This is a genomic window from Kitasatospora sp. MY 5-36, from assembly GCF_001182915.1.
In the GTDB taxonomy this organism is placed as follows: Bacteria; Actinomycetota; Actinomycetes; order Streptomycetales; family Streptomycetaceae; genus Kitasatospora.
Genome location: NZ_LFVW01000061.1, coordinates 1 through 22,474 on the forward strand (window position 1 = coordinate 1; position 22,474 = coordinate 22,474).

The 22,474-nt window shown below is 71.0% G+C and carries 24 protein-coding genes; 9 read left to right on the plus strand and 15 right to left on the minus strand.

What is annotated here, in order from left to right:
- The first annotated feature begins 547 nt into the window (after positions 1-547).
- Positions 548-1,141 carry a hypothetical protein gene (locus tag AE652_RS05725; protein ID WP_049650074.1) on the plus strand — a complete coding sequence of 198 codons (594 nt, stop codon included), beginning with the start codon at positions 548-550 and terminating at the stop codon, positions 1,139-1,141.
- Between the two features lie 102 nt (positions 1,142-1,243).
- Here AE652_RS05725 and AE652_RS05730 read toward each other — a convergent pair whose 3' ends face one another.
- Together AE652_RS05730 and AE652_RS05735 are read right to left on the minus strand one after the other, a co-directional pair.
- Complete coding sequence (locus AE652_RS05730; protein ID WP_049650048.1) at positions 1,244-2,482, minus strand: radical SAM protein; 1,239 nt, start codon at positions 2,480-2,482, stop codon at positions 1,244-1,246.
- 20 nt (positions 2,483-2,502) lie between these two features.
- Positions 2,503-3,234, minus strand: coding sequence for a hypothetical protein (locus tag AE652_RS05735; RefSeq protein WP_049650049.1), 732 nt, complete (start codon positions 3,232-3,234; stop codon positions 2,503-2,505).
- Positions 3,235-3,379: 145 nt separating this feature from the next.
- On the opposite strand from AE652_RS05735, the gene AE652_RS05740 reads away from it, so the two are divergent.
- The 3 genes from AE652_RS05740 to AE652_RS05750 all read left to right on the plus strand — a co-directional run bounded on the left by AE652_RS05740 (position 3,380) and on the right by AE652_RS05750 (position 4,920).
- On the plus strand, positions 3,380-4,165 hold the full coding sequence (locus AE652_RS05740; protein WP_049650050.1) for a DUF5753 domain-containing protein: 786 nt from the start codon (positions 3,380-3,382) through the stop codon (positions 4,163-4,165).
- 28 nt (positions 4,166-4,193) lie between these two features.
- Positions 4,194-4,403, plus strand: coding sequence for a DUF397 domain-containing protein (locus tag AE652_RS05745; RefSeq protein WP_063780067.1), 210 nt, complete (start codon positions 4,194-4,196; stop codon positions 4,401-4,403).
- 298 nt (positions 4,404-4,701) lie between these two features.
- Entirely contained in the window at positions 4,702-4,920 is a 219-nt protein-coding gene (locus AE652_RS05750; RefSeq protein WP_049650051.1) for a DUF397 domain-containing protein, read from the plus strand.
- A 143-nt stretch (positions 4,921-5,063) separates the two neighbouring features.
- On the opposite strand, the gene AE652_RS05755 is transcribed toward AE652_RS05750, so the two are convergent.
- A complete protein-coding gene (locus AE652_RS05755; protein ID WP_049650052.1) occupies positions 5,064-5,540 on the minus strand; it encodes a GNAT family N-acetyltransferase in 477 nt (158 codons plus the stop codon).
- Between the two features lie 124 nt (positions 5,541-5,664).
- On the opposite strand from AE652_RS05755, the gene AE652_RS05760 reads away from it, so the two are divergent.
- Positions 5,665-6,405, plus strand: a complete 741-nt coding sequence (locus AE652_RS05760) for a helix-turn-helix transcriptional regulator (protein ID WP_049650053.1) — start codon at positions 5,665-5,667, stop codon at positions 6,403-6,405.
- An 87-nt stretch (positions 6,406-6,492) separates the two neighbouring features.
- Here the strand turns inward: AE652_RS05760 and AE652_RS05765 are convergent, their stop codons facing one another.
- From AE652_RS05765 to AE652_RS46185, 3 genes are all read right to left on the minus strand, one after another.
- Positions 6,493-7,278, minus strand: coding sequence for a DUF2785 domain-containing protein (locus AE652_RS05765; protein ID WP_049650054.1), 786 nt, complete (start codon positions 7,276-7,278; stop codon positions 6,493-6,495).
- Between the two features lie 366 nt (positions 7,279-7,644).
- A complete protein-coding gene (gene lysA, locus AE652_RS05770) occupies positions 7,645-9,012 on the minus strand; it encodes a diaminopimelate decarboxylase (RefSeq protein WP_049650055.1) in 1,368 nt (455 codons plus the stop codon).
- A 51-nt stretch (positions 9,013-9,063) separates the two neighbouring features.
- A complete protein-coding gene (locus AE652_RS46185) occupies positions 9,064-9,237 on the minus strand; it encodes a hypothetical protein (protein ID WP_158077702.1) in 174 nt (57 codons plus the stop codon).
- Positions 9,238-9,551: 314 nt separating this feature from the next.
- Here AE652_RS46185 and kdpB point away from each other — a divergent pair, with 314 nt between their 5' ends.
- Both kdpB and AE652_RS05780 read left to right on the plus strand, forming a co-directional pair.
- Positions 9,552-11,738, plus strand: coding sequence for a potassium-transporting ATPase subunit KdpB (kdpB, locus tag AE652_RS05775; RefSeq protein WP_082345326.1), 2,187 nt, complete (start codon positions 9,552-9,554; stop codon positions 11,736-11,738).
- A gap of 189 nt (positions 11,739-11,927) precedes the next feature.
- Positions 11,928-12,413, plus strand: a complete 486-nt coding sequence (locus AE652_RS05780) for a universal stress protein (RefSeq protein WP_049650056.1) — start codon at positions 11,928-11,930, stop codon at positions 12,411-12,413.
- A 37-nt stretch (positions 12,414-12,450) separates the two neighbouring features.
- Here AE652_RS05780 and AE652_RS05785 read toward each other — a convergent pair whose 3' ends face one another.
- Positions 12,451-13,620 (minus strand): esterase family protein, encoded by a 1,170-nt coding sequence (locus AE652_RS05785; protein WP_049650057.1) that lies wholly within the window; start codon positions 13,618-13,620, stop codon positions 12,451-12,453.
- A 505-nt stretch (positions 13,621-14,125) separates the two neighbouring features.
- Between AE652_RS05785 and AE652_RS05790 the strand changes: the two genes are divergently transcribed.
- Positions 14,126-14,590, plus strand: a complete 465-nt coding sequence (locus AE652_RS05790; RefSeq protein WP_049650058.1) for a hypothetical protein — start codon at positions 14,126-14,128, stop codon at positions 14,588-14,590.
- Here the strand turns inward: AE652_RS05790 and AE652_RS05795 are convergent.
- The 8 genes from AE652_RS05795 to AE652_RS05830 form a co-directional block, all read right to left on the minus strand.
- Positions 14,578-15,201, minus strand: a complete 624-nt coding sequence (locus AE652_RS05795; protein ID WP_049650059.1) for a hypothetical protein — start codon at positions 15,199-15,201, stop codon at positions 14,578-14,580. The two genes, AE652_RS05790 and AE652_RS05795, sit on opposite strands and share 13 nt — an antisense overlap.
- A gap of 91 nt (positions 15,202-15,292) precedes the next feature.
- Positions 15,293-18,970: a hypothetical protein gene (locus tag AE652_RS05800; RefSeq protein WP_049650060.1), complete on the minus strand. Its 3,678-nt coding sequence runs from the start codon at positions 18,968-18,970 to the stop codon at positions 15,293-15,295.
- A 50-nt stretch (positions 18,971-19,020) separates the two neighbouring features.
- On the minus strand, positions 19,021-19,425 hold the full coding sequence (locus tag AE652_RS43410) for a cupredoxin domain-containing protein (protein WP_053111978.1): 405 nt from the start codon (positions 19,423-19,425) through the stop codon (positions 19,021-19,023).
- Entirely contained in the window at positions 19,425-19,880 is a 456-nt protein-coding gene (locus AE652_RS05810; RefSeq protein ID WP_049650061.1) for a hypothetical protein, read from the minus strand. The genes AE652_RS43410 and AE652_RS05810 overlap by 1 nt, the downstream gene beginning before the upstream one ends.
- Before the next feature lie 333 nt (positions 19,881-20,213).
- A complete protein-coding gene (locus AE652_RS05815; protein WP_049650062.1) occupies positions 20,214-20,411 on the minus strand; it encodes a DUF397 domain-containing protein in 198 nt (65 codons plus the stop codon).
- Between the two features lie 13 nt (positions 20,412-20,424).
- On the minus strand, positions 20,425-20,613 hold the full coding sequence (locus tag AE652_RS05820) for a Scr1 family TA system antitoxin-like transcriptional regulator (RefSeq protein ID WP_049650063.1): 189 nt from the start codon (positions 20,611-20,613) through the stop codon (positions 20,425-20,427).
- A 296-nt stretch (positions 20,614-20,909) separates the two neighbouring features.
- Positions 20,910-21,107: a DUF397 domain-containing protein gene (locus tag AE652_RS05825; RefSeq protein WP_049650064.1), complete on the minus strand. Its 198-nt coding sequence runs from the start codon at positions 21,105-21,107 to the stop codon at positions 20,910-20,912.
- Positions 21,108-21,119: 12 nt separating this feature from the next.
- Positions 21,120-21,971, minus strand: a complete 852-nt coding sequence (locus tag AE652_RS05830; RefSeq protein WP_049650078.1) for a helix-turn-helix transcriptional regulator — start codon at positions 21,969-21,971, stop codon at positions 21,120-21,122.
- Between the two features lie 152 nt (positions 21,972-22,123).
- On the opposite strand from AE652_RS05830, the gene AE652_RS05835 reads away from it, so the two are divergent.
- The gene (locus AE652_RS05835; RefSeq protein WP_049650065.1) at positions 22,124-22,468 is read left to right on the plus strand and encodes a hypothetical protein; all 345 of its coding nucleotides are present in this window, start codon (positions 22,124-22,126) and stop codon (positions 22,466-22,468) included.
- The last annotated feature ends 6 nt before the right edge of the window (positions 22,469-22,474 follow it).

Consider the following 22,474-nt stretch of genomic DNA (forward strand, 5'->3'; position numbering starts at 1 on the left):
CCGCCGCCGCAGGCCGCGAGGGAGCCGCCGGCCGCGACGGCCAGCAGGCCGGCTCCGGAGGCGCGGAGAAGGTCGCGTCGGGAAAGGTGTGACATTGCATTCCTCTCGGTGGGGTGGCGCCGGAAGGCCGTGGTGCGAAGGGGGTGGTGCGAGGGGGTGGTGCGAGGGGTGGTGCGAGGGGGTGCTGAGCGCAGGCGGGGGTTGCTCTGCCGTTTTGAACGTTCAAACACACAAAACAAACCAGAACCAAACAGGTTCCAACGAGCGGACACAGCAAACGCCCGCCCTCCCCGTGCCGTCAAGACCTGGAGAGGGGAACGACGGGCTCCGCAACCGTTCCGTTATCAGACGGTGGCCCGACCCTGCGGACGGGCACCGGATCGGTTTCCGGCCAGATTTGTCATGCATCCATCCACTTTCGACCGGCCCCGCCACCCGTCCGACTAGGGTCGCTCCAGCTTCGCGGCACGGCGCCGTACGGCCATCGCGCGGCGCTCCGCGGACCCGTCGATTGGACTGGTGAGTAGTGAACATCAAGCATCGCCACGTGCCCGGTCGTTCATGGACGGCGACGGTCCGGGGCCGGCTCGCCGCCGCGGTGGGGGTGGTCACCCTGCTGGTGGCCGTCCTCACCGGCACGGCCGCCGGCACGGCCACCGCGGCACCGGCGGCGGCACCGGTCGCCGCCGCCCAGGCCTCCCCCGGCTGGGTCTGTCCCGGCACACCCATACCGGACGGCTACGTGATCACCCAGCGCCAGCCGAGCGGGTGCAACAAGGCCGGCGCCTGGTACATCCAGCCCGTGCAGAACGGCATCTGGACCTGCGCCACCTCGCCGATTCCCCCCGGCTACGTGATCACCCTCCACAACGCCACCGGCTGCAGCGGCATCGACTACTGGTACCTGGAAGTGCCTCGCGACGGCCAGTACACCTGCGCGGGCTCACCGATCCCGCCCGGGTACGTGCTCACCGGCCACATGAACTCCGGCTGCGGCAACATCGGCTCGTGGTACCAGCAACTGGCCCGCGTCGGCGAGTACATGTGCCCCTACCAGCCCGTTCCGGCCGGCTTCCGCGCCGGCACCTACAACGCGAGCATGTGCAGCGGCCTCGGGGGCTGGTACCTGCTCGCGGCCTGATCCGACCGTCCCCGGCGGGCAGCGCGCAGCGCCGAGCGCCCGGTGCCCGCCGGGGGTCCGACCGTCCCGCGTCCCGGCCGCCCGTCAGCCGCTCACCCGGACTCAGTCTTCCGCCGACGGCAGCTCCCCGTCGGCGCCGGGGAACCGCGTCCCCGGGGTGACCGGGATCCCGCGCGACATGGCTTCGAAGTCCAGGATCGGGTGGGTCAGGATCTCCTCGACCTCGTCGGTCAGGAGGTTGCCCAGGATGAACTCCTCCTCGGCCCCCGACCCGAAGGTGACGACCTGTCCGCTCGACTGGATCATCCAGTTGAGCAGCTCCCGCTCGCTGCTCTCCGCGAGGTGGATCTCCCGGCCGGGGTGGTCGCGCCGGATGCCGTCCACGACCTCGCGGACGTCCTCGACCGCCACCCCGAGCCGGCGGACCGTGTCCGGCGACGCCCGTCGGCCCCACCACTGGAAGATCACCCACTGGGCGACCGAGGGGTGCGACATGATCTCGGCCGCGAGCTCCGGCAGTTGGTGGAGGTTCTCGGCACTCGCCACGGTGTGCACCCGCACCCGGTCGAAGCCCTCGGCGTCGCACAGCGCGAGGGATTCCAGCAGCGCGTCCAGCAGCTTGCTGTCCGGACTGCGACGGAACGCCCGCTGCACGTCCGCGGTGACGGCGTCCAGCGGCAGCCGCAGCGAGGACAGCCCCCGGAGCCGGGCGAGCTTCTCGGCGGTGAGCGTGTAGCCGGTGGTGTCGAGGCCGACCTTGAGCCCGGCGGCGATGGCATGGTCGACGACGTCGAAGATCGGCGGCCACAGCAGCGGGTCACCGCCGGCCAGGACCAGGTCGGTCGTCCCGTGCGCGGCCAGCTTCCCGATGATCCGGTCCGCCTGGGCGAGGTCGATCTGCTCGGCGGCGAACGGGTTGTAGCAGCCCTGGCAGGACATCGGACAGCGGTTGTTGATCGACCAGTTGACCCGCCGCACGCGCCGGCCCGTACGCGTCCGGTCGGCCCGGCCGCGGATCCCGGCCACCAGCTGGGCCAGGCGCCGGGCCTGCGGGAGGGTGGCGTCCGCGAGCAGCTCCTCCGCCCGTTCGACGGCGGCCGCGGTGGCGTTGTTCTGGAGCAGCAGGAACGCCAGGCGCCACCGCATGGCCTCGTCCGCCGGGTCCCGGACCAGGGCCTGTTCGACCCGTGAGGTCAGGGCGCCGAGGTAGCCGGGGTTGAAGTGGGATGGTTCCAGGCGCCGTTGGAAGTCGTCGGCGATGGACCCGCGCTCCAGGGCCCGGTCGTAGCCGGCCCGCAACGGGTGCGGGGGCAGGATCTCCACGTGCTGCCGAGTGGACATGGGATGTTCTCCGGTGGGGGTCAGTTCGAGGTGGACGGCAGCAGGACGACCATCGAGTCGGCGGACGGCAGCCCCATGCTCTCGACGAAGACCGCGTCGCGGACGCGCTGCGCGACGGCGGGGTGGGTGGGAGCGTCGAGGTAGCGGGCGGTGGATTCGAGCGGGGTCAGGCCCCGTTCGGCGATCAGGGTGCGCAGGGCCCGCGGGAGGTTGTCGAGGTCGTCGCGTATCCCGGCCAGGTCGAACCGGTCGGCCAGCCGCGTCGCGGCCCTGCGGGCCTTGGCCAGGTTGGTCGGCGGATCCTGGACGGTCGCCTTCGCCAGGTAGTAGGGGACGGGCTGCATCATCCAGGCCAGCGCCGCGCGCGGGTCGTCCTCGTGGCCGGGCAGGTCGAAGGCCTCCGGCCCGAGCCCGAGGCCGTCGCAGAACCACTCGGGCCGCATGCTGATCCGGTAGTGGGCGTGGCCGGCCAGCCGGAACGCCGGAAGCCGGGCGATGACCGACGTCGTCTCGATCCCGAAGGTGTCGGAGATCCGCCGCATCCTCCGCCCCACCACGGCCCGGACGTCCGGCACGTACGCGTCCTCGCCCACGAGGTGGATCAGGTCGAGGTTGGAGACGACGTCTCCGTCCGGCCCGGTGCGGTGGTCGCCACGCGCGAGTGAACCCGTCGCCGCCACCGACATGCCGGTGACGTCGGCGAACTCACGGGCCAACTCCTGGAACAGCAGGGGGACGTCTTCGGGTCTCACGTGGCTCCTCAGGTGTCGGCGGCGACGGCGAGGAAGAGAGCTTCACGCGCTCTTCCAAGTCCTTTTACATCGTGGAGAGTTCGTATTCAGGCGCGCAGCCTAACAGCGGATCACCACAAATGGTCACGTTCGCATCAACTACCCCATGCGATATGACCGATACGCCGACAGAATCATTCATATCCGGTCAATCGAAGGCCACTCGACGCACGTAGACCGGGAACGGGTCGGGCCCGACGAACGCGACGGCCCCCACCGCACCGAAGTGGTACAGCCGGTGGCCGATCTCCCCGGCGGACCGAGGGCCGAACCGGCTGTTGAGGTCGGCAGCCTGGTCGGCGTCCAACGCGAGCAGGGCGAGTCCGGCCCGGACGCGGACTTCCTCGACTTGGAAAGCGATGCCAGGTACATCCAGACGTGGCAACCGCTGGTTCTGCCTGGGCTCTTGCAGACCGAGGACTACGCACGCGCCTTGCTTGGAGCGAACCCGGCGGCTGTCCGCCCCGAACGCATCGACCAACTCGTCAAAGTGCGGATGGAGCGCAAGAACGTCCTGGTCAAGTCAGAGCCTACGCGCTTCTGGGCGATCATCTGGGAGCCCGCTCTCCGATGCCCGGTCGGTGGAACCAACGTACAGCGCGCACAGTTGGACTACCTGGTAGAAGCCGCACAACGCCCCAACGTCACCTTGCAGGTCGTCCCGCTCGATGTCGGCGCAGTCACTGGAGCGTGCGGAGCGTTCGTGATGTTCGGCTTCACCGATTCACCGAATCCGGGGGCAGTGTTTCTTGAGACCCTGACCAGCAGCCACTATCTGGAGCAGGAAGCGGAACTGGACGGCTATGGGCTTGTCTTCGACTACCTGAGGTCATCGGCCCTGAATCCGGCCCAGTCGATCGATATGATCACCGCCATCGCGACAGAGACGTGAGTGCGAGATCAGAGAAGAGGGTGAGCACATGACCATGCCGGAGATCTCCGCCCGCGGCTGGTACAAGAGCAGCTACAGCGCCCAGGCGAACGACTGCGTAGAGACCACGCTCGTCGCCAGCAGCGGCATGGCGGTCCGGGACTCGAAGGACCCGAACGGCCCGGCCCTCGCCTTCCCCACCGACACCTGGACGGCGTTCGTCACCGCCCTCAAGACCGGCGAACTTCCCAACACGTGAGCACACCCGCGCGAGAAGTCGGCCCAACCGACTTCTCGCGCAACCACACCCACTCGCTCAAGCGAACGGGAACGCCACCCTCAGCACCTCGACGAGGCGGGCCTTGACTGCCTCCGTATAAGCAAGCAGGGTCCGTTGCCCGCCGTCTACGAAGTCGCCGCCCTGGAGAAGCGGGAGGCACTCGCGGCGCCTGCGCGCGAGGGCAAACCCTGGATGTGGCCTTCGATCGGCTTCGGACAGCAGCCCTCGATGTAGGGCCGACGCGGCGGCTCGTCACACAGATTGCAAAGGAACTCGAATGATCGACCCGAGTCGGGACAACCTGACGCACGCGGCTTGGCGAAAGAGCAGGTACAGCGCCAACCAGGGCAACTGCATCGAGGTCGCCGACGGCTGTTCCGGCACCGTTCCCGTCCGGGACTCCAAGGACCCCAACGGCCCGGCGCTCGTCTTCCCCGCCGACGCGTGGTCCGCCTTCCTCACCGCCCTCAAGGCAGGCGAGATCCCCAACATCTAAGCGAGAGGACCTGCGCGAGAAGTCGGCCCAGCCGACTTCTCATGCAACCGATCAGCCAGGACGCCGCCCGCCGCACGACTGACCGGAGCAACAGGCGGAGGGTCCTGCTCCGGCATGACCCGCCCCGGTGCGGCCCGGCGGATTCAGGGGGCCGCCGGCGGGGCGAGGTCCTTCGTCATGAAGACCCTGCTGGTGCCCGGCGGGTCGCACGGGACTTCGCCCAGGCGTCGCCAGCCGTGCTTCGCGTAGAACCCGGGCGCCTGGAAGCTGATCGTGTACAGCACCGCCGTGCGGCAGCCGCGTGCGCGGGCCTCGTTCTCGGCCCGGCGCAGGATCTCGCTGCCCAGGCCGCCACCGCGCAGCTCGCGCGGCAGGAAGAACAGGTCGAGGAAGAACAGCCCGAGTGAGGTGCGACCGGTCAGACCGCCGATCACCCGGCCGGTCCGGGAGTCGCGCACCAGGACGGCCAGCGGGCGGCGGTCGTCGATGGCGGTCGTGTCGGTGTTGAACCGGTCCAGGGCATCGGAGACGAGCGATACGTCGGTGGGCTCCGGGGCATCGGTGACCGTGAGGCCGATGCCGGGCCAGGGGTTCGGTGGGGTGATGTCGGTGGCGGGCATGAGGTTCCCAGGGCGGTCGGCGGAAGAGGTACGGGCGGAGGACGCGGTGGCCTCGGCCGGTACGGGACGATAGGGCGCGGACGCTTCGGCCCGACCCGAATCGAGACCGACGACAATCGAAGGCATGGACGATCAGCGCGAGAGCCGGGACGTCGGTGTGGACCTGGCCGTCGTGGCCAGGCTGCTGGCCGACGGCACCAGGGCGGACTTCTGTCTGGCCCTGCTGGACGGCCGGGCCTGGACGGCCAAGGAACTGGCCCGCCACGCCGGTGTCGCGGCCTCGTCCGCGACCGAGCACCTGAACGTGCTCGTACGCGGCGGACTCCTCGTCGAGGAACGGCACGGCCGCCACCGCTACCTGCGAATGGCCGATCCGCGCGTGATGGCCCTGATCGAGAGCCTCGCCGCGCTCGCGCCGCACCGCGCCCCCGGACCGCGTTCGCTGTCGGGCTCGGGCCGGCAGCGGGCTCTGGCCCGGGCCCGGCTGTGCTACGACCACCTGGCCGGGGAACTGGGCCTGGCCGTCACCGACTCGATGGCCGATCGCGGCCTGCTGGACTGGGGAGCCGATCCGTCGCTCACAGTCAAGGGGGCGGCCTGGCTCGGAGACCTGGGCATCGCATTGCCCGACGCCTCCCGCAGGCCGCTGGTACGCGCCTGTCTGGACTGGACCGAACGGCGCCCGCACCTGGGCGGGGCCGTCGGCGCCGCCGTCTGCGGGCACGCCCTGGCCGCGGGGTGGCTGACCCGGATCGGAACCACCCGTGCCCTCGCCGTCACGGATCTGGGCAGACGTGAACTGCGCGAGCACCTCGGACTGCCCGCGGCCACAGACATGCCGTCCCGGGACCAGCATGCGGACTAGCGACCCCGCGACGCACGGGCCGGGCGCGAACGGGGCCCGCGCGAGGAGTCGGCCGGGCCGACTTCTCGCGCTCCCGGCCGCGCGGCGCTACGGGAGCACCGGGCGCAGGACCTCGGCCACCCGGGCCTTGACCACCTCGCCGTGGACGAGCAGGACGGGCCGGCCCCCGCGCTCAACCGAAACACCGAGGTCCGCCAGCACGTACAGGGCGCGCAGGGTGCGCACCGTGTTGGAGGCCCAGACCGGCATCGGCCCGCGCTCGTACGGGGCGAGGGCCTCGGCGATCGGCGACAGCCAGGCGGTCGACCCCTCCGGCGTCAGGTCGGGGCGGGTGAGGACGAGGGCCACGGCCTTGGCGAGCCGGTCGTCCTCCCGCTCCGCGAACAGGTACTCCGTCGGGGCGAGCAGGCGCTCGGCGGCGAGCGCGAGCAGCGGTTCCGGGTCGACCTCGGGCCGCAGCCCGAAGGCCCCCAGCAGGTCCGCCCCGTGCGCCACCGCGTGCAGCCACCCGAGCGCGTCGTCACGGCCCCGCAGGTCGGTCTCCGCGCGGTACCAGCCGGCGAACGCGTCGACCCACGACGGCCTGAGCACCCCCTGACCCACGATCATCTTCAGGACGAGCGGAGCGAACGTCCGGGCTTCGATCCGCGGATCGCTGAAGCGCCCCGCCATCAGGTCCCCGAGCGCCAGACACCCCTCACCGTCGATCACCCCGCCCCGTATCCAGGCGTCCAGCACCGCGTACGGGTAACCGTCCCTGACCTCCGGGTCCGGGTCCCCCAGAGCCACCGCCAACTCCGCGGTCAGTTCGTCCAGCCCGCGCCCCGGGGGAAGCGCGCAGTCGTTCTCGTAGATCTCACGCCAGTTCGTCACGGCCGGACCCTATCGGCGGCCGCCGAGCCCTTTCACCTGCATTTTCGCCCTCGCCGGCAAGGCCTCGACCGGTTGGCTCCGATCAACACCCGCCCGAAAAGGATCATCACTCCGATAAAATCGAGTCCGTCGAGCACAGGGACGACAAGCGGCTGGACCTGTCCAACGACGCGAACAGGTTCACCGCCTCGGTCGTGATGGGCGATCCCGGCACGGCGCCGGACACCCTGCACCTGACCGTCGTCGCCCCCTGCGTCCCGCGCGGCGCCGGTCCGGGGGCCTCCGCGAGCGGCTGACGGCGAACCCCCGCCCGGTCCCGTGTGGGAAGTCGGCCGGGCCGACTTCCCACGCGGCCGCCGTCCGCCGTCAGCGGCCGACCTCGCGCAGGCGGAAGTCCTCGACCGTCTCGCGCCGGATCAGCAGGCGGGCCCGGCCGTCCTTCACCGCGACCACGGCCGGGCGGCCGACCAGGTTGTAGCCGGACGCCATGGACAGCTGGTAGGCGCCGGCCGCCGGCATCGCCAGCAGGTCGCCGGGGCGCAGGTCGGCGGGCAGTGCGGCGTCGCGGACGAGCACGTCCCCGGCCTCGCAGTGGCGGCCGACCACGTCCGCCCGTGTCTCCCCCGCCTCCGAGCGGCGGCCGACCAGCCGCACCGTGTACGGCGATCCGTACAGGGCCGGGCGCGGGTTGTCGCTCATGCCGCCGTCCACCGCGACGAAGCAGCGGCCGTCCGCCGTGTGCTTGACGGACAGCACCCGGTAGACCGCCACGGCGGCCGGTCCGGCGATCGCGCGGCCGGGTTCGACGATCAGCCGGGGCACGTCCAGGTCGGCCTCGGCGCAGCGCACCGCCAGCCGGTCGGTGACCCGGACGGCGAACTCGGCGAGGTCCAACTCCTCCTCCCCGGGCAGGTACCTGATGCCGTGGCCGCCGCCGAGGTCCAGTTCGGGCAGTTCGACGCCGTGCCGGTCCCGGGTCTCGGCGAGCAGCCGCACCACCGCGTCCACCGCCTCCAGGTACGGCTCGACCGAGGTGATCTGCGAGCCCAGGTGGCAGTGCAGGCCCGCCAGTTCGAGCCCCGGCTGGTCGAGCACCCGGGCGATCGCGTCGGCCGCGTCGCCGCCCTCGACGGGGAAGCCGAACTTCTGCCCGCCGACCCCGGTCCGCACCGCCGCGTGGTGCCCGGCGGCGATCCCCGGGACGATCCGGACCAGCACCTTCTGCGGCGTGTCGGCGGCCACCAGGGCGGCCAGCCGCGCGATCTCCGCCGGGCCGTCGATGACGATCCGCCCGACCCGCAGCCGCCGCGCCAGCCGCAGTTCCTCCGGGGACTTGGCGTTGCCGTGCAGCAGGATCCGCTGCGCCGGGAAGCCGACCGAGACCGCCAGCCACAGCTCGCCCGACGAGCAGACGTCCAGGCCCAGCCCCTCCTGCTCCACCCAGTCGGCCATCGCGCTGCAGAGGAAGGCCTTGGCCGCGTACAGCACCTCGGCGTGCGGCAGCGCCCGCCGGTACGCCCGGGCCCGTCCCCGGGCCTCGGCCTCGTCCAGCACGTACAGCGGGGTGCCGAACCGCTCGGCGGCCTCGGCCAGCCCGACCCCGCCGATCAGCAGATCGGCTCCCCGGCCGGGCCGCGCCGAGGCCGGCCAGGGGCCGCCGAGCACGTCGGCGGAGACGGCTCCAGGGGCGGTCCCGGGGGTGGTGGGGACGGGCGGGGCGATGAGCTGGGTCATGGCGGCTGCTCCTCTGGGTCGGCGCGTGGGCGGCGGACGCCCCGACGGGTGTCAGTCCTCGTAGTGCATCGCGAAGCGGCAGTTCGCCGGGCGGGTGCGGTCCCGGTCGGCGGCCGGGGACGGGTCCGGCGGCTCGGGGCGGTCCCGGCGCCAGGCGGCGGGCACGAGGCGGACCGTCCGCTCCAGCGGCTCGTCGACGTCGATGACGGCGGTGACAGTGGTCATGGCGGGGTCCCTCCAGACGGCGGCCCGGGCGGCCGCACCCCTCCAGTGGAGACCCTCCGCACACCGACCGCACCCGCCCTTGACGCAGGGCGTACGGCCCGGGGCCCGTCCTTGACGCCTTCCTGACAGCGGTCCGGCGGTCGGCCGGCGGCGGTGTCAGAGCTCCGTCAAGGACGGGGGTTTCGCCGCCAATCCTGTGTCAAGAGCGGCATGTCCCCCGGTTCTCCGGTGGTGGGCTGTCCGCCGTCCCCGCAGCCCCACCCGAACCCGCCGCCCCCGACGAACCGGGGCGGCCCGGAAGGTCCCCCGAGACGATGCGCCGTTCGGCCCTCACCACCCCGGACAACACCCCCGACCAGCAGAACTGGTTCCGCCGCCCGGAGCGCACCGCGGCCCCCGCGCCCGAGCCGCCGCCGAGCCACCGGCCCACCTCGCCGGGCGGCCGCCGCCGGCTGATCACCCGCCGCCAGCTGGCCGAGGCGCTGCCCGCCGCCGTCCGCAAGCTCCACCCACGCACCATGATGCGCAACCCGGTGATGCTGGTGGTGGAGACGGGCTCCGCGCTCACCACGATCAGCGCCGTCCTCCACCCGGGCGTCTTCGCCTGGGTGATCTCCTTCTGGCTCTGGCTGACCGTGCTGTTCGCCAACCTCGCCGAGGCCGTCGCGGAGAGCCGCGGCAAGGCGCAGGCCGAGTCGCTGCGCCGCGCCCAGTCCGCCACCACCGCCCGGCGGCTGCTGCACTGGCGGGTCGGCACCCGCGACCACCGCCACGAGGTCATCCCCGCCGAGCAGTTGATGGTGCACGACATCGTGCTCGTCCCGGCCGGCGAGGTGGTCCCGCGGGACGGCGAGGTGGTCGAGGGCGTCGCCACGGTCGACGAGTCGGCGATCACCGGGGAGTCGGCTCCCGTCATCCGCGAGTCCGGCGGCGACCGCACCGGCGTCACCGGCGGTACCAGGGTGCTCTCCGACCACCTGGTCGTCCGGGTCACCTCCCGCCCCGGGCAGAGCTTCGTGGACCGGATGATCGCCCTGGTCGAGGGCGCCGACCGGCAGAAGACGCCGAACGAGATCGCGCTCAACATCCTGCTGGCCTCGCTGACCATCGTCTTCCTGCTCTCGGTGGTCTCGCTCCAGCCGATGGCCGTCTACGCGCACGCGCCCCAGACCACCATCGTGCTGGTCGCGTTGATGGTCGCGCTGATCCCGACCACGATCGGCGCGCTGCTCTCCGCGATCGGCATCGCCGGGATGGACCGGCTGGTGCAGCGCAACGTGGTCGCCCTCTCCGGCCGGGCGGTGGAGGCCGCCGGGGACGTGGACGTGCTGCTGCTCGACAAGACCGGCACCATCACCCACGGCAACCGGCGGGCCGTCGCCCTGCACCCGCTGCCCGGGGCGACCACCGAACAGCTCGCCGAGGCCGCCCAGTTGGCCTCCGTCGCGGACGAGACACCGGAGGGGCGGTCACTGGTCGAACTGACGAACCGTCAGTACTGGGTGCCGCCGCGCTCCCCCGGCGAACTCGGCGAGCAGCAGCCCGTACCGTTCACCGCCCACAGCCGGATGAGCGGCGTCGACCTCACCTGGCCGGACGGCACCACCTGCCGGGTCCGCAAGGGCGCGGCGAGCGCCGTCGCCCGCTGGGTCGCGGACTCCGGCGGGCGGCTGCCGGCGGAGGCCGAACCGCTGGTGGGCCGGATCGCCGGGGCCGGCGGCACCCCGCTGCTGGTCGCCGTCCACGACCGGCACGGCGCACGGGCGTTGGGCGTGGTCGAGCTCAAGGACGTGGTGAAGGAGGGCATCGCCGAACGCTTCGCCGAGCTGCGGCGGATGGGCATCCGTACCGTCATGGTCACCGGGGACAACCCGCTGACCGCGCGCGCCATCGCCGCCGAGGCCGGGGTGGACGACTTCCTCGCCGAGGCCACCCCGGAGGACAAGCTCGCCCACCTGCGGCGCGAACAGGCCGCCGGGAACATGGTCGCGATGACCGGCGACGGCACCAACGACGCCCCCGCCCTCGCCCAGGCCGACGTCGGCGTCGCGATGAACTCCGGCACCCCGGCCGCCAAGGAGGCCGGCAACATGGTCGACCTCGACTCCAACCCGGCGAAACTGATCGAGATCGTCCGGGTGGGCAAGCAACTCCTCATCACCCGGGGTGCGTTGACCACCTTCTCGATCACCAACGACGTGGCCAAGTTCTTCGCGATCATCCCCGCGATGTTCGCGAACGCCTACCCCGGACTGCACCACCTCAACATCATGGAGCTGCACAGCCCCACCTCGGCGATCGCCTCCGCGATCATCTTCAACGCGCTGATCATCGTCGCCCTGATCCCGCTCGCCCTGCGCGGCGTGCGCTACCAGCCGGCCTCCGCGACCGACCTGCTCCGGCGCAACCTGCGGGTGTACGGACTGGGCGGGCTGGTGCTGCCGTTCCTCGGCATCAAGGCGATCGACCTGCTGGTCCAGTTCGTCCCGGGGCTGGGCTGAACGATCGGCCGGGGGATCCCGACCGGCCCGTCAGGGCGCTGTCAAAATGTGGGCGACCCGCGTCATGGTGGTGTCAGCGGCGGTACGGACGGCTCCGTTCCGGGGTTCACTGGAGACATCCGAAGCAAGGAGTTCCGAACCGGCGGAGCCCGATGGAGAGAGCCGCCGGAGAGACGGAGGCGAACGGCCATGACCGGGACCACCCGAGTGATCGTCGGCCTGAGCGGATCACTGAGCAGTCTGGCCGCCCTCTACCACGCCGTCGGCGAGGCGGCCCGGCACCAGGCGGTGCTGGTGCCCGTGGCCGCCTGGGCCGCCAACGAGCGGGACGGCCTACGGCCGCTCTCCGAACTGGAGCACGCCGCCCGGCGACGCCTCGACGTCGCCTTCGACCAGGCCTACGGCGGCTACCCCTCCGACCTGGTCATCCACCCGCTGGTGGTCAACGCCGAGCCCGGCCCCGCCCTGGTCGGCGCCGTCACCGGCCCGGCGGACCTGCTCGTCCTCGGCGCCGCCACCCGCCGCCGCCTGGACCGCCTGCGGCACGGCTCGGTCGCCCGCCACTGCCGCCACCGGGCCGGCTGCCGGGTGGTCGAGGTCTCGCCCTCGGCCCTCCTCACCCGCCTCGAACTCCCGGCCCGCACCGGCGCGCCGCTCCCCTTGCTGGCCCGCTGACAGATCGTCACTGATCTTCTGCTGACGCCCACTTGCGCTACTCCGGGACGCGCAGGTGGGCGCTCAGCCAGCCGAGGGCGGGCGGGATGAGCCGGCCCCAGGTGGTGAAGTTGTGGCCGCCGGTGTCGACCGTCTCCTGGTCGACCACCAGCGGCGGACGGGCCGCCGCCGCGAAGGCGCTGGAGTCGGCGTAGGTGCTGCCGTCCTCCTTGCTGTCCGCGAGCAGCACCGCCAGGGGCGGCATCGGCAGGTGGGCCAGGCGCCAGTCGAGGTCGGCCTCGGCGCGGCGCCGCGGGTCGCCCGCGAAGAGGTCGCCCGTCGTGACGTCCTCCGCCGCCTTGAAGTAGCCGGAGAGCGAGACGGCCGCCGGGAAGGTCCGCGGGTGCTCCATGCCCAGCTTGACCGCGCAGTAGCCGCCGGTCGAGTCGCCGACGATGCCCAGGCTGCCGGTGCCGTCCAGCACCCGGTAGGAGGCCCGCAGGTCGGCGGGCACGTCGGTGGTGAAGTAGCGCTGCGCCTGCGGCCCGTTCGGGATGTCCTCGCACTCGCTGTCCCGGGGCATGGTCGGCGAGGGCCGCATCAGCACCAGGACGGTCGGCTGCATCGACCCCTTGCGCAGCAGGTCGAGTTCGGCCGCCGGGTAGCGCAGCTTGGTGACCAGGTTGGCGGCGTCGCCGGGGAAGCCGGTCAGCACCAGCACGGCCGGGAAGTGCCGCGTCTCGCCGCCGGGTTGGAAGTACTGCGGCGGCAGGTAGACGTAGCCGTCGGAGCTCAGCCCGGTGGTCGCCCCGGGCAGCCGCACCCGGTCGAGCCGCCCGATCCGGGCCGGATCGCGGCCGACCGCCCCCGCGCCGGTGATCTCCGCCGGGCCGAGCACCTGCACGCCGGCCGCGACCGCACCGGTGCCGCCGCCCGCCGCCGTACCGCCGCCCGTCCCCGTACCGCCGCCCGTCCTCCGGATCACCCCCGCGCCGTGCTCGCGCCCCAGCAGGTCGGACCAGCTGCTGTAGAACACGAAGTAGTCGTTGACGGCGAGCCCCAGCGTGACCAGCAGGGCCAGCTGGGTGACGGCGATGGTGCCGAGCCGCAGGAACATCGCGGGCCAGCTCCGAACGGCCAGCCAGGGCCAGACCCACAGCGTGCCGAGCACCGTGAACACCGCGAGCAGCGCCGTCAGCGCCAGCAGCTTGTGGTTGGTGAGCCCCATCGGCCCCGACCTCCCCTACCGCCGTGGAACCCGGTCGCGGAACCCGGCTGTGGTACCCGGCGCTGTGGAACCCTGCCGCGAAGGCCGGCCGTGGAAGCGGAGCTCCGTACTCAAAGTAGCCGGTCGGACACCTCCGGGCACGCCACCGCGAGCCCGGGTTCCGCAACTTCGACAAGCCTGTCGAAGTTGGCATGCCCAGGCTATGCTGACCCGAAGCCCACCCCTGGTCGGGCCCCTCGCCCCGTCGACGCACGCACCGCCCAGGTGCGCCCGACCGGAAGGAGGTGCGGTCGCAGCCTCCGCCAGACGGCCCACCCGGCCGGCCCTTCCCGATCGGCCAACAAGCCGTCCACATCGCCTTCTTGACGGTCCGTCAATTCTCATCCGCGATTTCACCGCCTGAACCGTGACGCGTGCCCCGGGCCGCCCACCGCCCGTTGTACGGAAGGTGAATCGCCGCGCCCGCCCGAAACCCCCGGCCGCCCCGCCGAGGAAGAGGTTCCGCATGACGACGTCCCGGACCCACCCGCGCCCCGCCGAAGCCGCGGTGCTGCTCACCGTGCTCGGCCTGCTCGTCCTGGAGGAGATCGCCCTCGGCATGGCCGAGGAGGACGACCGCCCCGTCATCGGCGGCATCCTGATCGGCGCCTCCGGCACCGGCCTCCTGGTGGTCGGCGCGGTCCTGCTCAGCCGCTGGATCGACCTCCGCCGCCCACTCCCGCTACCCCCACCCGGCCCCAACGGCCGCGAGTACAGCGCCCGCGCCCTCGAAGGCTTTCCGATGGAGGCCGTCCGCCCCATACTGCTCGCCGAGAACGCCCCCCAGCTCGGCCACCTGTACTCCGCCTGGATGCTCGCCCGGGCCGGCCGCCCCGCCCCCTGGATCGCCCGCCGCCTGGCCATCCCGCCGGACGCCGCCCAGCTCCTCGTCGACGCCGCCCGCACGGCGAGACTCGATCAGCGCCGCTGACCAGGCGCCGCACTCGCCTGCGCCACCAGGTACGGCACCAGCCCGCGCTCCGCCAGCGCCGACCGCCAGGCATCCCGCGCCAGCACCAGCTCCCCCGGCCCGTCCGCCGCCTCCCCGGCCTCCGGCCCCCTCGCCCGGGCCGCCCCCAGCAACCCCAGCCCGCCCACCAGCAGACTCACCGCACCCGCCCCGGCCGACACCCACCCGGCGTCCACCAGCGCGTGCGCCAGCACCTCCATGTCCTCGACCAGCCCCAGCACGGAACCCAGCAGCAGGAAGACCACCGCCGCCCCCACCGCGATGATCGGCACCACCACCCCCAGCACCCCCCACCACCCGGACGCCCGCTCCCTGGCCGGCACGTCCACCGGCAGCCGCGCCACCGCATCGGCATCCGCCCGCAACGCCGCGTACCGCTCGTACTCCGGCGCCGCCGCGGCCAGCACGAACTCCGCGTTCTCCCGCGCCGTCCGCCGCAACCGCTCCACCCCCCGGGCCTCCTCCCCACTCACCCGCAACGCCGCCCGCACCTCCGGCGCCGAGAGCGCCCGCCCGAGCTCCGTCTCGAAGTCCGCCCGATCCTGCTGCGGCAGCCGAAGCGGCCTGTCCATGCTCGTCCCCGATCGCCGTGCGTAATGTTCTACAGAACTGTAGAACAAGGAGGCACGTTGCAGCAGCCCTGTTCACGGGTGGATTCGGTGCTCAGGAGGGGTCGGCCATGGGCACCCGGGCGAGAGCGTCGCGGATCAGCTCGGCGAGGTCGGGTACGGGGATGCCCCACTCTCGGTACCAGTCGACGAGTTGCGCGATTGGCCTGCCGGTGCGGTTCGAGACTTGAAGGAGGGGCGCCAACCAGCGGCCCGTAGCTACCAGACCCACATCATCACCAATGTCTTCGACCAGGTCCAAGACCTGCCGGTGCGTCAGGCCAGGAGGCAGGCCGTTGCCGGACACAACCACTCCCCGAGACCTCAGGTGGTGCGCCAGCTCCTCCGGACTCCTGTACAGGCGTTCTGCCGCCATGATCAAACGGGAGTACGGGACCGCATCACCCACGGTCAGCTCTCCCCACCTCATCGCATCGTTGCTCTGGAACAACTCCCAATCAAGGCGATCGGCCGGGCCTGGAAGGAACAACGGCGATCCGTACGCCCGGTACCGGCCGATCACCTCCTCCAGGGTGTGTCCACCGGATCTCAGAGGACCGAACATGTCCTGGAAGAGAACCTCCGTCGGCTCTCCCCAACCGGGCCCCTCGCAGAAGACGGCCAGATCCTCCACCGAGGCGTCTCCCGGCATCCGGGGAGTACGGAAGCCCAACCTCGCGAAGGACCCGAGCACCTCGTCGATGCCGGTCTCCGTCTCTCTCGCCACGCGCAACACGTGCGCCACAGCAACAGTGCACGACCGGCTCAGCCAGGGAGAGGTGCCGTCAAGGTAGCGGCTGAGTATGACCGCCAGGTCATCCGATGGCCGGTCTGGGAGTCCCGTGCAGTCGGCATCGAGTCCGTGCGCTGCCATCGCCGCGGCGACCTCGGCGACGGATACCCTCAGTACGGCACTGGCCTTCGCCAAGTAGCCGGGTTCGATGGCCTCGCCTGGCTCCGGCCACTCACGAAGCCTTCGCCCTTCCTCGGTGCCCCAGAGGAACACCGGATCGGACTCGATGACGAGCGCGAGGTCAAGCACCGCTTGGGGAACGCCCGCTCCCTCTGCCGACCAGTTCGCGGCCACCTCGACCACCGGGCGGTCCGACCGGCTCGCCTCCTCCAACAAGTCGGTGACCGTAGCCGGCACTCGGTGGTGATTGTGCTTCCAAGCCCTCCTATTCCGTTCGTGGTTCACTATCGCAAGCTCATCCGAGGGCATGGCGACCCGTCCGCGAGCGGCAGTCGCGAGCGCGGGCCAGAACTCCGCAAGTGGCCCCAGCTGATCCTGCCGGTCGTGCGCCAGCAGTCTCCAGAGAACCGCCGAGTCGGCCGGTGTACCGGTCACTGATACCAGCCCACGGCGTCTTGCGGGTGCCGGAATTCCCAACCTCCGAAAGAGATCGACATCCAGGGGAAGACATCCTGTGCTTCGAGTGTCGAACTCGAAGCCGCAGTATTCGAATGTCCGACCTCGCCGAATGCACTGGGCGGCCACGATGTCGGCGACGCCGACATGGCTCTCCATCACGCCGTCCAGCCATTCCATACTGAGCAACGTCGAGTCGGTTTCCGCCAGTTCGGATGCCGCCCCCTCCAGCAGGTGGCGAACGCGGTCGGACACCTCGTCGATGACGAGCCTGCGATCGACGGACAACTTGCCCGGCGACCACGTGCCGGAGAGGTTCACGACCACTCCGCTCAACTTTCTTCCAGCCCCGAGGATTTCACCTTCTGTCGAGGGCTGAACAAAAAGGCCGTCCACCAGCAGCGCCCCGCCGTACTCGCACCAAATCACCTGTGCGCCATCGGGGGCGTTCTCCCATGGGACGATCGTGCCAAAGGCGTTGAGACCGGTCTCCTCCATCGGACTCGCCTTCCTGGTCCGCAGCTTCTTCGGCACCCACTCGACATCTCGCTCGCCATGAACCGCCTTCGTCCGGAACTCCGCGATCCCCAGGAGGCGTTCGAGGACGTCGACGGCCGACCAGGACTGCCCGAGGTCGATGTCCTCCCTCAGGTAGAGACGGACCGTGGTACCGGGCTTCTCGCCCTGATCCGATCGCCTGACGATGCGGAAGAGATGGCTCGGACCGTAGATGGAGACCTCCAGCTGCGGGCCCAACTCGCAACGAGCGTTCATGCGGCACGTGCTGACCCTGATCTCGTCCGCGAGCATGAAGTAGCTCAGCACACCGATGCCGAAACGGCTATTGGGATGCAACTCGACGGGCGGGTCGGCCTTCCGCCACTCGGCACGCTCTAGCTTGAAGTCCAGTTGCTCGGCGAAGCGGGCGCCGGCCTTGGAGAAGACTCCCCTCAGCTCCTCCTCCCCCATGCCGACGCCGTTGTCCACGCACTCCAGGTAGGCGCGGCCCTCCTCGTCCACGCCCTGCCGAAAGTCGATCAGGCCTTCGTAGGAATACTCGCCCATGAAGAAGGTCCGGGACTGTTTCCGGTACTGCACCCGGGCCCGCGCGTACCGGCACGCATCGAGAGCGTTCTGGTAGAGCTCTCGGACGGCCAAGTCCCTGTCGCGGTAGAGCTCTACGCCCATCAGCAGGCTGCGCACCCGGCGTTCGTCCATGCGGAAGCGGGCCCAGCCGGTGAAGGCACCGGCGGCGGGGGCGGCTTCGTCGGAGGTGAGGCGGGTGGGAAGTGGGTGCGTCGTGAGGACGCGGCGGACGGCGTGGAGGAGTTCGTCCGCCCGGGCGGTGTACTCGCGCAGGCCTTCGACCACGGCCTCGTGATGGCACTCGGCGCGTAGTACCGGCAGGTCGTAGGAGCCACCCCACGCGGCATCGTCCAAGGTCCGACGCAGCTCGGTGAGGTCGACCTCGTGCGGGATGCCGAGGTGTTCGGCCACGATCTCGGGTAGCGCCGTCATCTCGATGGCCGTCCCGTACGCCAGCGCGAGCAGCAGGGCCAACCTGGGCTCCCGGACATGCTGTTCTCCCGGGGCCCGCAGGTGGTCGTCCGCGCTGAGGCCGGCCAGGTAGTCGCGGTTACCGACGTCGGGGCCCCGACGGAGACCGTGCAGCAGGGCGCAGACGCGCTTGAGGGCGAAGGTCTCGCCGAGGTCGGCGAGCATCGGCAACTGGTCGATGATCTCCTGGACGCCCTCGGGGTCGGCGAGGTCCTCGTGCTGGTCGAGCCAGCGATGGAAGAGCCACCAACCGAGCGTGGCAGCAGAGGCGGGCCGGGTTCGGGTGCGGCCCACGAGCAGGTCGTAGGACTCGATGAACCGCTCGTACCCCGCACGGTCGACGTCGGATTCGGGCACAGGTACGAGATCGGTCGGGCCGACAGCGGACCTCGCCGAGGCCAGGCGCAGCGAGCGGACCCGGTAGAGGAACGGCAGGACGGCCATGAGCGCGGCCTCGGCCGGGTAGAGGTCGAGCCGATCGTCGCCGAGCAGCCAGTCAACCCGTGAAGCGAAGCGCACCGCGATCCCCGGGTCCTGCCACGGGTCTTCGGCGAGCACCGTCTCGTCCCGCAGTCGGGCCAGTTCACCGACGGCCTTCAGGGCGACGCACCGGTACGGCTCGGCGTCCCGGTCCTCCCGGACGTGCTTCCAGGCCCGTGACTCGGCAGCGGCCCGCACCCAGTCGCCGGCCCCGTCCGGCACCGTCGGGGGCTGGCTCCCGCCCACGTAGACAGCCCCGATGTGTCCGGCCTGCACGACCGTCCCGTGCACCGGGCCGTTCACCGTGTTCGCAGTGTGGTCCACCATCCCTCGTCCCCTCCCCATGTGCAGGGGAACGAGCGTAGGGCAATAGCCCCTCACGCCACGGTCAGAATCCCGCGCATGAAGTGGTGGAACGTACAGAGGTACGAGTACCCGCCGGGCTGTGTGGGGGCGGTGATCGTCGCGCTGCCGCCCGGGGCGATCGGGCCGGTGTCGAAGGTGCCGTCCTGGGCGGTGAGGGTGTGGGCGGTGGTGCCGGTGTTGGTCACGGTGACCGCCGTGCCCGGGCCGAGGGTGAAGTCGGCGGGCTCGAAGGAGAAGTCGCGGATCGTCACCGTCCCCGTGAAGGGGCTGGGCGACGGCGGGGCCGTGGATGGCGACGGCGGCGCGACGGTACTGCTGGTCTCCTCCGGGCCCGGCACCATGAACGAGCTGACGCAGCCGGTCAGTACGGGGCCCGCGGCGAGCAGGAGAGCCGAGGCCCGGAGGAGGGTCCGCATCAGGCGGGGGTGGCGAGCAGCCTGGCCCGCTTGGAGTCGGCGGCGGCCGACGGGGTGGCGCCGATGTTGGAGACGGTGGTGGTCAGGATGGCGTCGACGTCCGGGATCCAGTTGGTGGTCTTGGACTGGACGAGGACCTGCCGGGTCTGCGGCGTGCCGTCGCAGATCACGTCCGCCTCCGCGGTCCGGCTGGAGCCGAAGGCGACGACGGTGTTGTCCTCCGGGTCCTTCTGTTCGACGGAGACGGTGAGCGAGCGGGCCTCGTCCGCGATCGAGCAGAGGTACTCGACCTGCACCCGGACCCGGCCGGGGAGCTTGGGGTCGATGACGGCGTCGCCGAGGGTGACGGTGGTGGGGACCGGCTCGTCGGCCCGGGCCGGTACGGCGGCCCCGGCGGCGCCGGTGAGGCCGGTGAGGGCCGAGGTGAGTACCGTCAGGATGATCCACCGCTGCACTGAAACCTCCGGTCTGAGGACGTATGGGCGTACGAACGCATTGCGGCCGACGTTAACCGGCCGGAGATCCACCCGCGCGCCCAACCGTCCGAACGTCATACCAACAGCCCAGCGCCCCGTCCGCAGCCCTCCCCCAGCCGGTCCCAACCGCCCCCACCCGACCCTCGCCCGCCTCGTACTGCGGCGCTACGACGAGGCCCGGGCGGCCGGCCCCGCCCGATGGTGTGCGTGAGAAGTCGACCCGGCCGACTTCTCACGCACGCAAGGGAAGTGACGTCAGCCCGTGCCCCAGGACGCCTGGGGCACGGGCCGGAAGGGTGCACACCGCGCAAGTCACGTCGTCAGGTGGTCGAACTCCCCGGCCTTGACGCCGCACAGGAGCGCGCCGAGCGCGCCGGGCGAAGTGGAGAGGACGGTGTCAGGGTCATCGCTCTCACGAATCCCGACAGTGGCGTCGGCAACTACTGAGACGTAGATGCAGTTGGCGGTGTCGCCGCTGAACGAGGACTTCTGCCAGCTCTGAACGGCCATGATTCTTCCCGTCTCACATGCCCTGGGCGGTACGGCGGATCAGGTCGCGGGACGCGTCGGGCTTGAGCGCACTCGCCTCCAGCCGATCCAGCACGGCTCGATACTTGATCAGCTGCGGCTCGGTGTCAATGAACTCGAATCGGTCCCCATCGACCTGGACACTGTCCAACCGCGCGACCTCGCCACTGAAGTAGATGATCACGGCGCCAGAGCTGGGGTAGCTGCCGGCGCCAGGGGATAACGCGGAGGTCGTTGTGAGGGTGTTCGCCCATCTACCTCGCGCGCTGAGCCCCCACCCGGCCCTCGCCCACCTCGTCCTGCGGCACTACGACGAGGCCCGGGCAGCCGCAGCGCTGCGGTCGGCCACCCGACCGACCTCGCCCCAATGGTGTGCGTGAGAAGTCGACCTGACCGACTTCTCACGCACTTCGGGGAGTGACGTCGGCCCGTGCCCCAGAACTCCTGGGGCACGGGCCGGAAGGATGCACTCCGCGCAGGTCACGTCGTCAGGTGGTCGAACTCCCCGGCCTTGACGCCGCACACGAAGGCACGGAGCGTGCCAGGCATAGCGGTAAGGACGGTGTCGGGGTCATCGCTCTCGCGGAGCTTGATGACGCCATCGGGGGCCACGGCAAGGTAGATGCAGTTGGCCGACTCGGAGCTATAGCTGGACTTCTGCCAGCTGAGGGCTACCATGCGCGCTTCCTCTCAGGTGTCCTTCTCGATGCGGGCAATGAGATCACGTGACTTCGCAGGACCCAGGGCGCAGGCTTCCATGAGGTCCAGAACCTTCTGGTACTTCACCAGTTGCGCATGGGCATCGAGGAACTCAGAGCCGTGATACGTGTCGAGCTGCACGGTGTCGAGTTGGGGCACGGCAGCGGAGCAGTAGACGATGGACTGCCCAGAGCCGGGGAACGTGCCCGCGCCGAAGGGGATCACGAGGACCGAGACGTTCTCGCGCGTGCTCGCCTCGATCAGCTGCCTGAGCTGTGCACGAGCTACAGCGGGCCCACCGAAACCCATCCGCAGGGCCGCCTCATGGACGATCGCCGTGAGTGGGATCGCCTGCCGGCCGTAGAGAACGACCTGCCGCTTGATTCGGTACGACACCCGATGCTCCAGCTCGTGTGGTGCCGGAGGCGGTACGACGTTTCTGGCGAGCACACGCGCCTGGTCCGCAGTCTGGAGTAGACCCGGAATGTGGATCACCGAGGCGATGCGCATCGCCGTGGCGTGGTGTTCCGTCTCGGCAAGGTCGAGCATGCTTGGCGGCAGGATGTCGCGATACTCCTCCCACCATCCCCGAACCCGCCGTCCAGTCATGCCGGCGAGAGCGTCGACCAGGTCCTGGTCCGTGCAGGTGTACGCGCGAGCGAACGCGCGGACCCGCTCCGCGCTCACCGCGTAGCGGCCCGCCTCGATTCGACTCATGTGGGCCTGGCTCACTCCCACCCGAGTGGCGGCGGCAGTTGAGCTGAGCCCAGCGTTCTCACGGAGCTTGCGCAGTTCGAACCCGAGGCGCTGCTGCCGCAAGGTCGGGGCGTCGCTCGGTGGCATCGCGATCCTCTCGTTCACTGCCTGGAGTGAAATGGCAAGTCTTCAACGGACTTCATGGAAAGTATGCCACTCCAGCGCTACCGTATGACACGGATCAGGTACCGAAGGTACCTGGCCGCCGGATCCCCCATGCCTTGAGGCAGGAGACTTCCATGAGCACTACGCCCTCGCCAAACTCCCGCCCGACCACGCTCCGCCCGCCGGTCGAACCGACCTTCGAGCAGGAGCTGTGCGGGCTCGTGCTCGACACCGCGCCCCGGCTGTTCGCCGTCGTCCAGGTGTGCGGCAACGACGCTGACGGGTGGGTCGCGGCCTGGGGGCTCGCCGACTCGGACGGCCGGAGCCACGTGATCAGTATCGATGGGCGGACGCGGATGACCCTCCCCTCGCCCGAGCGGGCCGTGCGCCACTTCTCCAGGCGGCCGGGCATCACCGCCCGACTGATCTGGCTCTCCCCGCCGGAGGCCGCCACCGTGAGCCGCGCCGCCGCAGCCTGAACCTCC

What these genes read in the sequence shown, in the direction of transcription:
- AE652_RS05730 (WP_049650048.1), bottom strand. Translation starts at nt 2,482, where the DNA reads ATGTCCACTCGGCAGCACGTGGAGATCCTGCCCCCGCACCCGTTGCGG.
- AE652_RS05740 (WP_049650050.1), top strand. Translation starts at nt 3,380, where the DNA reads ATGCGATATGACCGATACGCCGACAGAATCATTCATATCCGGTCAATC.
- AE652_RS05745 (WP_063780067.1), top strand. Translation starts at nt 4,194, where the DNA reads ATGACCATGCCGGAGATCTCCGCCCGCGGCTGGTACAAGAGCAGCTAC.
- AE652_RS05750 (WP_049650051.1), top strand. Translation starts at nt 4,702, where the DNA reads ATGATCGACCCGAGTCGGGACAACCTGACGCACGCGGCTTGGCGAAAG.
- AE652_RS05755 (WP_049650052.1), bottom strand. Translation starts at nt 5,540, where the DNA reads ATGCCCGCCACCGACATCACCCCACCGAACCCCTGGCCCGGCATCGGC.
- AE652_RS05760 (WP_049650053.1), top strand. Translation starts at nt 5,665, where the DNA reads ATGGACGATCAGCGCGAGAGCCGGGACGTCGGTGTGGACCTGGCCGTC.
- lysA (WP_049650055.1), bottom strand. Translation starts at nt 9,012, where the DNA reads ATGACCCAGCTCATCGCCCCGCCCGTCCCCACCACCCCCGGGACCGCC.
- AE652_RS46185 (WP_158077702.1), bottom strand. Translation starts at nt 9,237, where the DNA reads ATGACCACTGTCACCGCCGTCATCGACGTCGACGAGCCGCTGGAGCGG.
- kdpB (WP_082345326.1), top strand. Translation starts at nt 9,552, where the DNA reads ATGCGCCGTTCGGCCCTCACCACCCCGGACAACACCCCCGACCAGCAG.
- AE652_RS05780 (WP_049650056.1), top strand. Translation starts at nt 11,928, where the DNA reads ATGACCGGGACCACCCGAGTGATCGTCGGCCTGAGCGGATCACTGAGC.
- AE652_RS05785 (WP_049650057.1), bottom strand. Translation starts at nt 13,620, where the DNA reads ATGGGGCTCACCAACCACAAGCTGCTGGCGCTGACGGCGCTGCTCGCG.
- AE652_RS05790 (WP_049650058.1), top strand. Translation starts at nt 14,126, where the DNA reads ATGACGACGTCCCGGACCCACCCGCGCCCCGCCGAAGCCGCGGTGCTG.
- AE652_RS05795 (WP_049650059.1), bottom strand. Translation starts at nt 15,201, where the DNA reads ATGGACAGGCCGCTTCGGCTGCCGCAGCAGGATCGGGCGGACTTCGAG.
- AE652_RS05800 (WP_049650060.1), bottom strand. Translation starts at nt 18,970, where the DNA reads ATGGTGGACCACACTGCGAACACGGTGAACGGCCCGGTGCACGGGACG.
- AE652_RS43410 (WP_053111978.1), bottom strand. Translation starts at nt 19,425, where the DNA reads ATGCGGACCCTCCTCCGGGCCTCGGCTCTCCTGCTCGCCGCGGGCCCC.
- AE652_RS05815 (WP_049650062.1), bottom strand. Translation starts at nt 20,411, where the DNA reads ATGGCCGTTCAGAGCTGGCAGAAGTCCTCGTTCAGCGGCGACACCGCC.
- AE652_RS05825 (WP_049650064.1), bottom strand. Translation starts at nt 21,107, where the DNA reads ATGGTAGCCCTCAGCTGGCAGAAGTCCAGCTATAGCTCCGAGTCGGCC.
- AE652_RS05830 (WP_049650078.1), bottom strand. Translation starts at nt 21,971, where the DNA reads ATGCCACCGAGCGACGCCCCGACCTTGCGGCAGCAGCGCCTCGGGTTC.
- AE652_RS05835 (WP_049650065.1), top strand. Translation starts at nt 22,124, where the DNA reads ATGAGCACTACGCCCTCGCCAAACTCCCGCCCGACCACGCTCCGCCCG.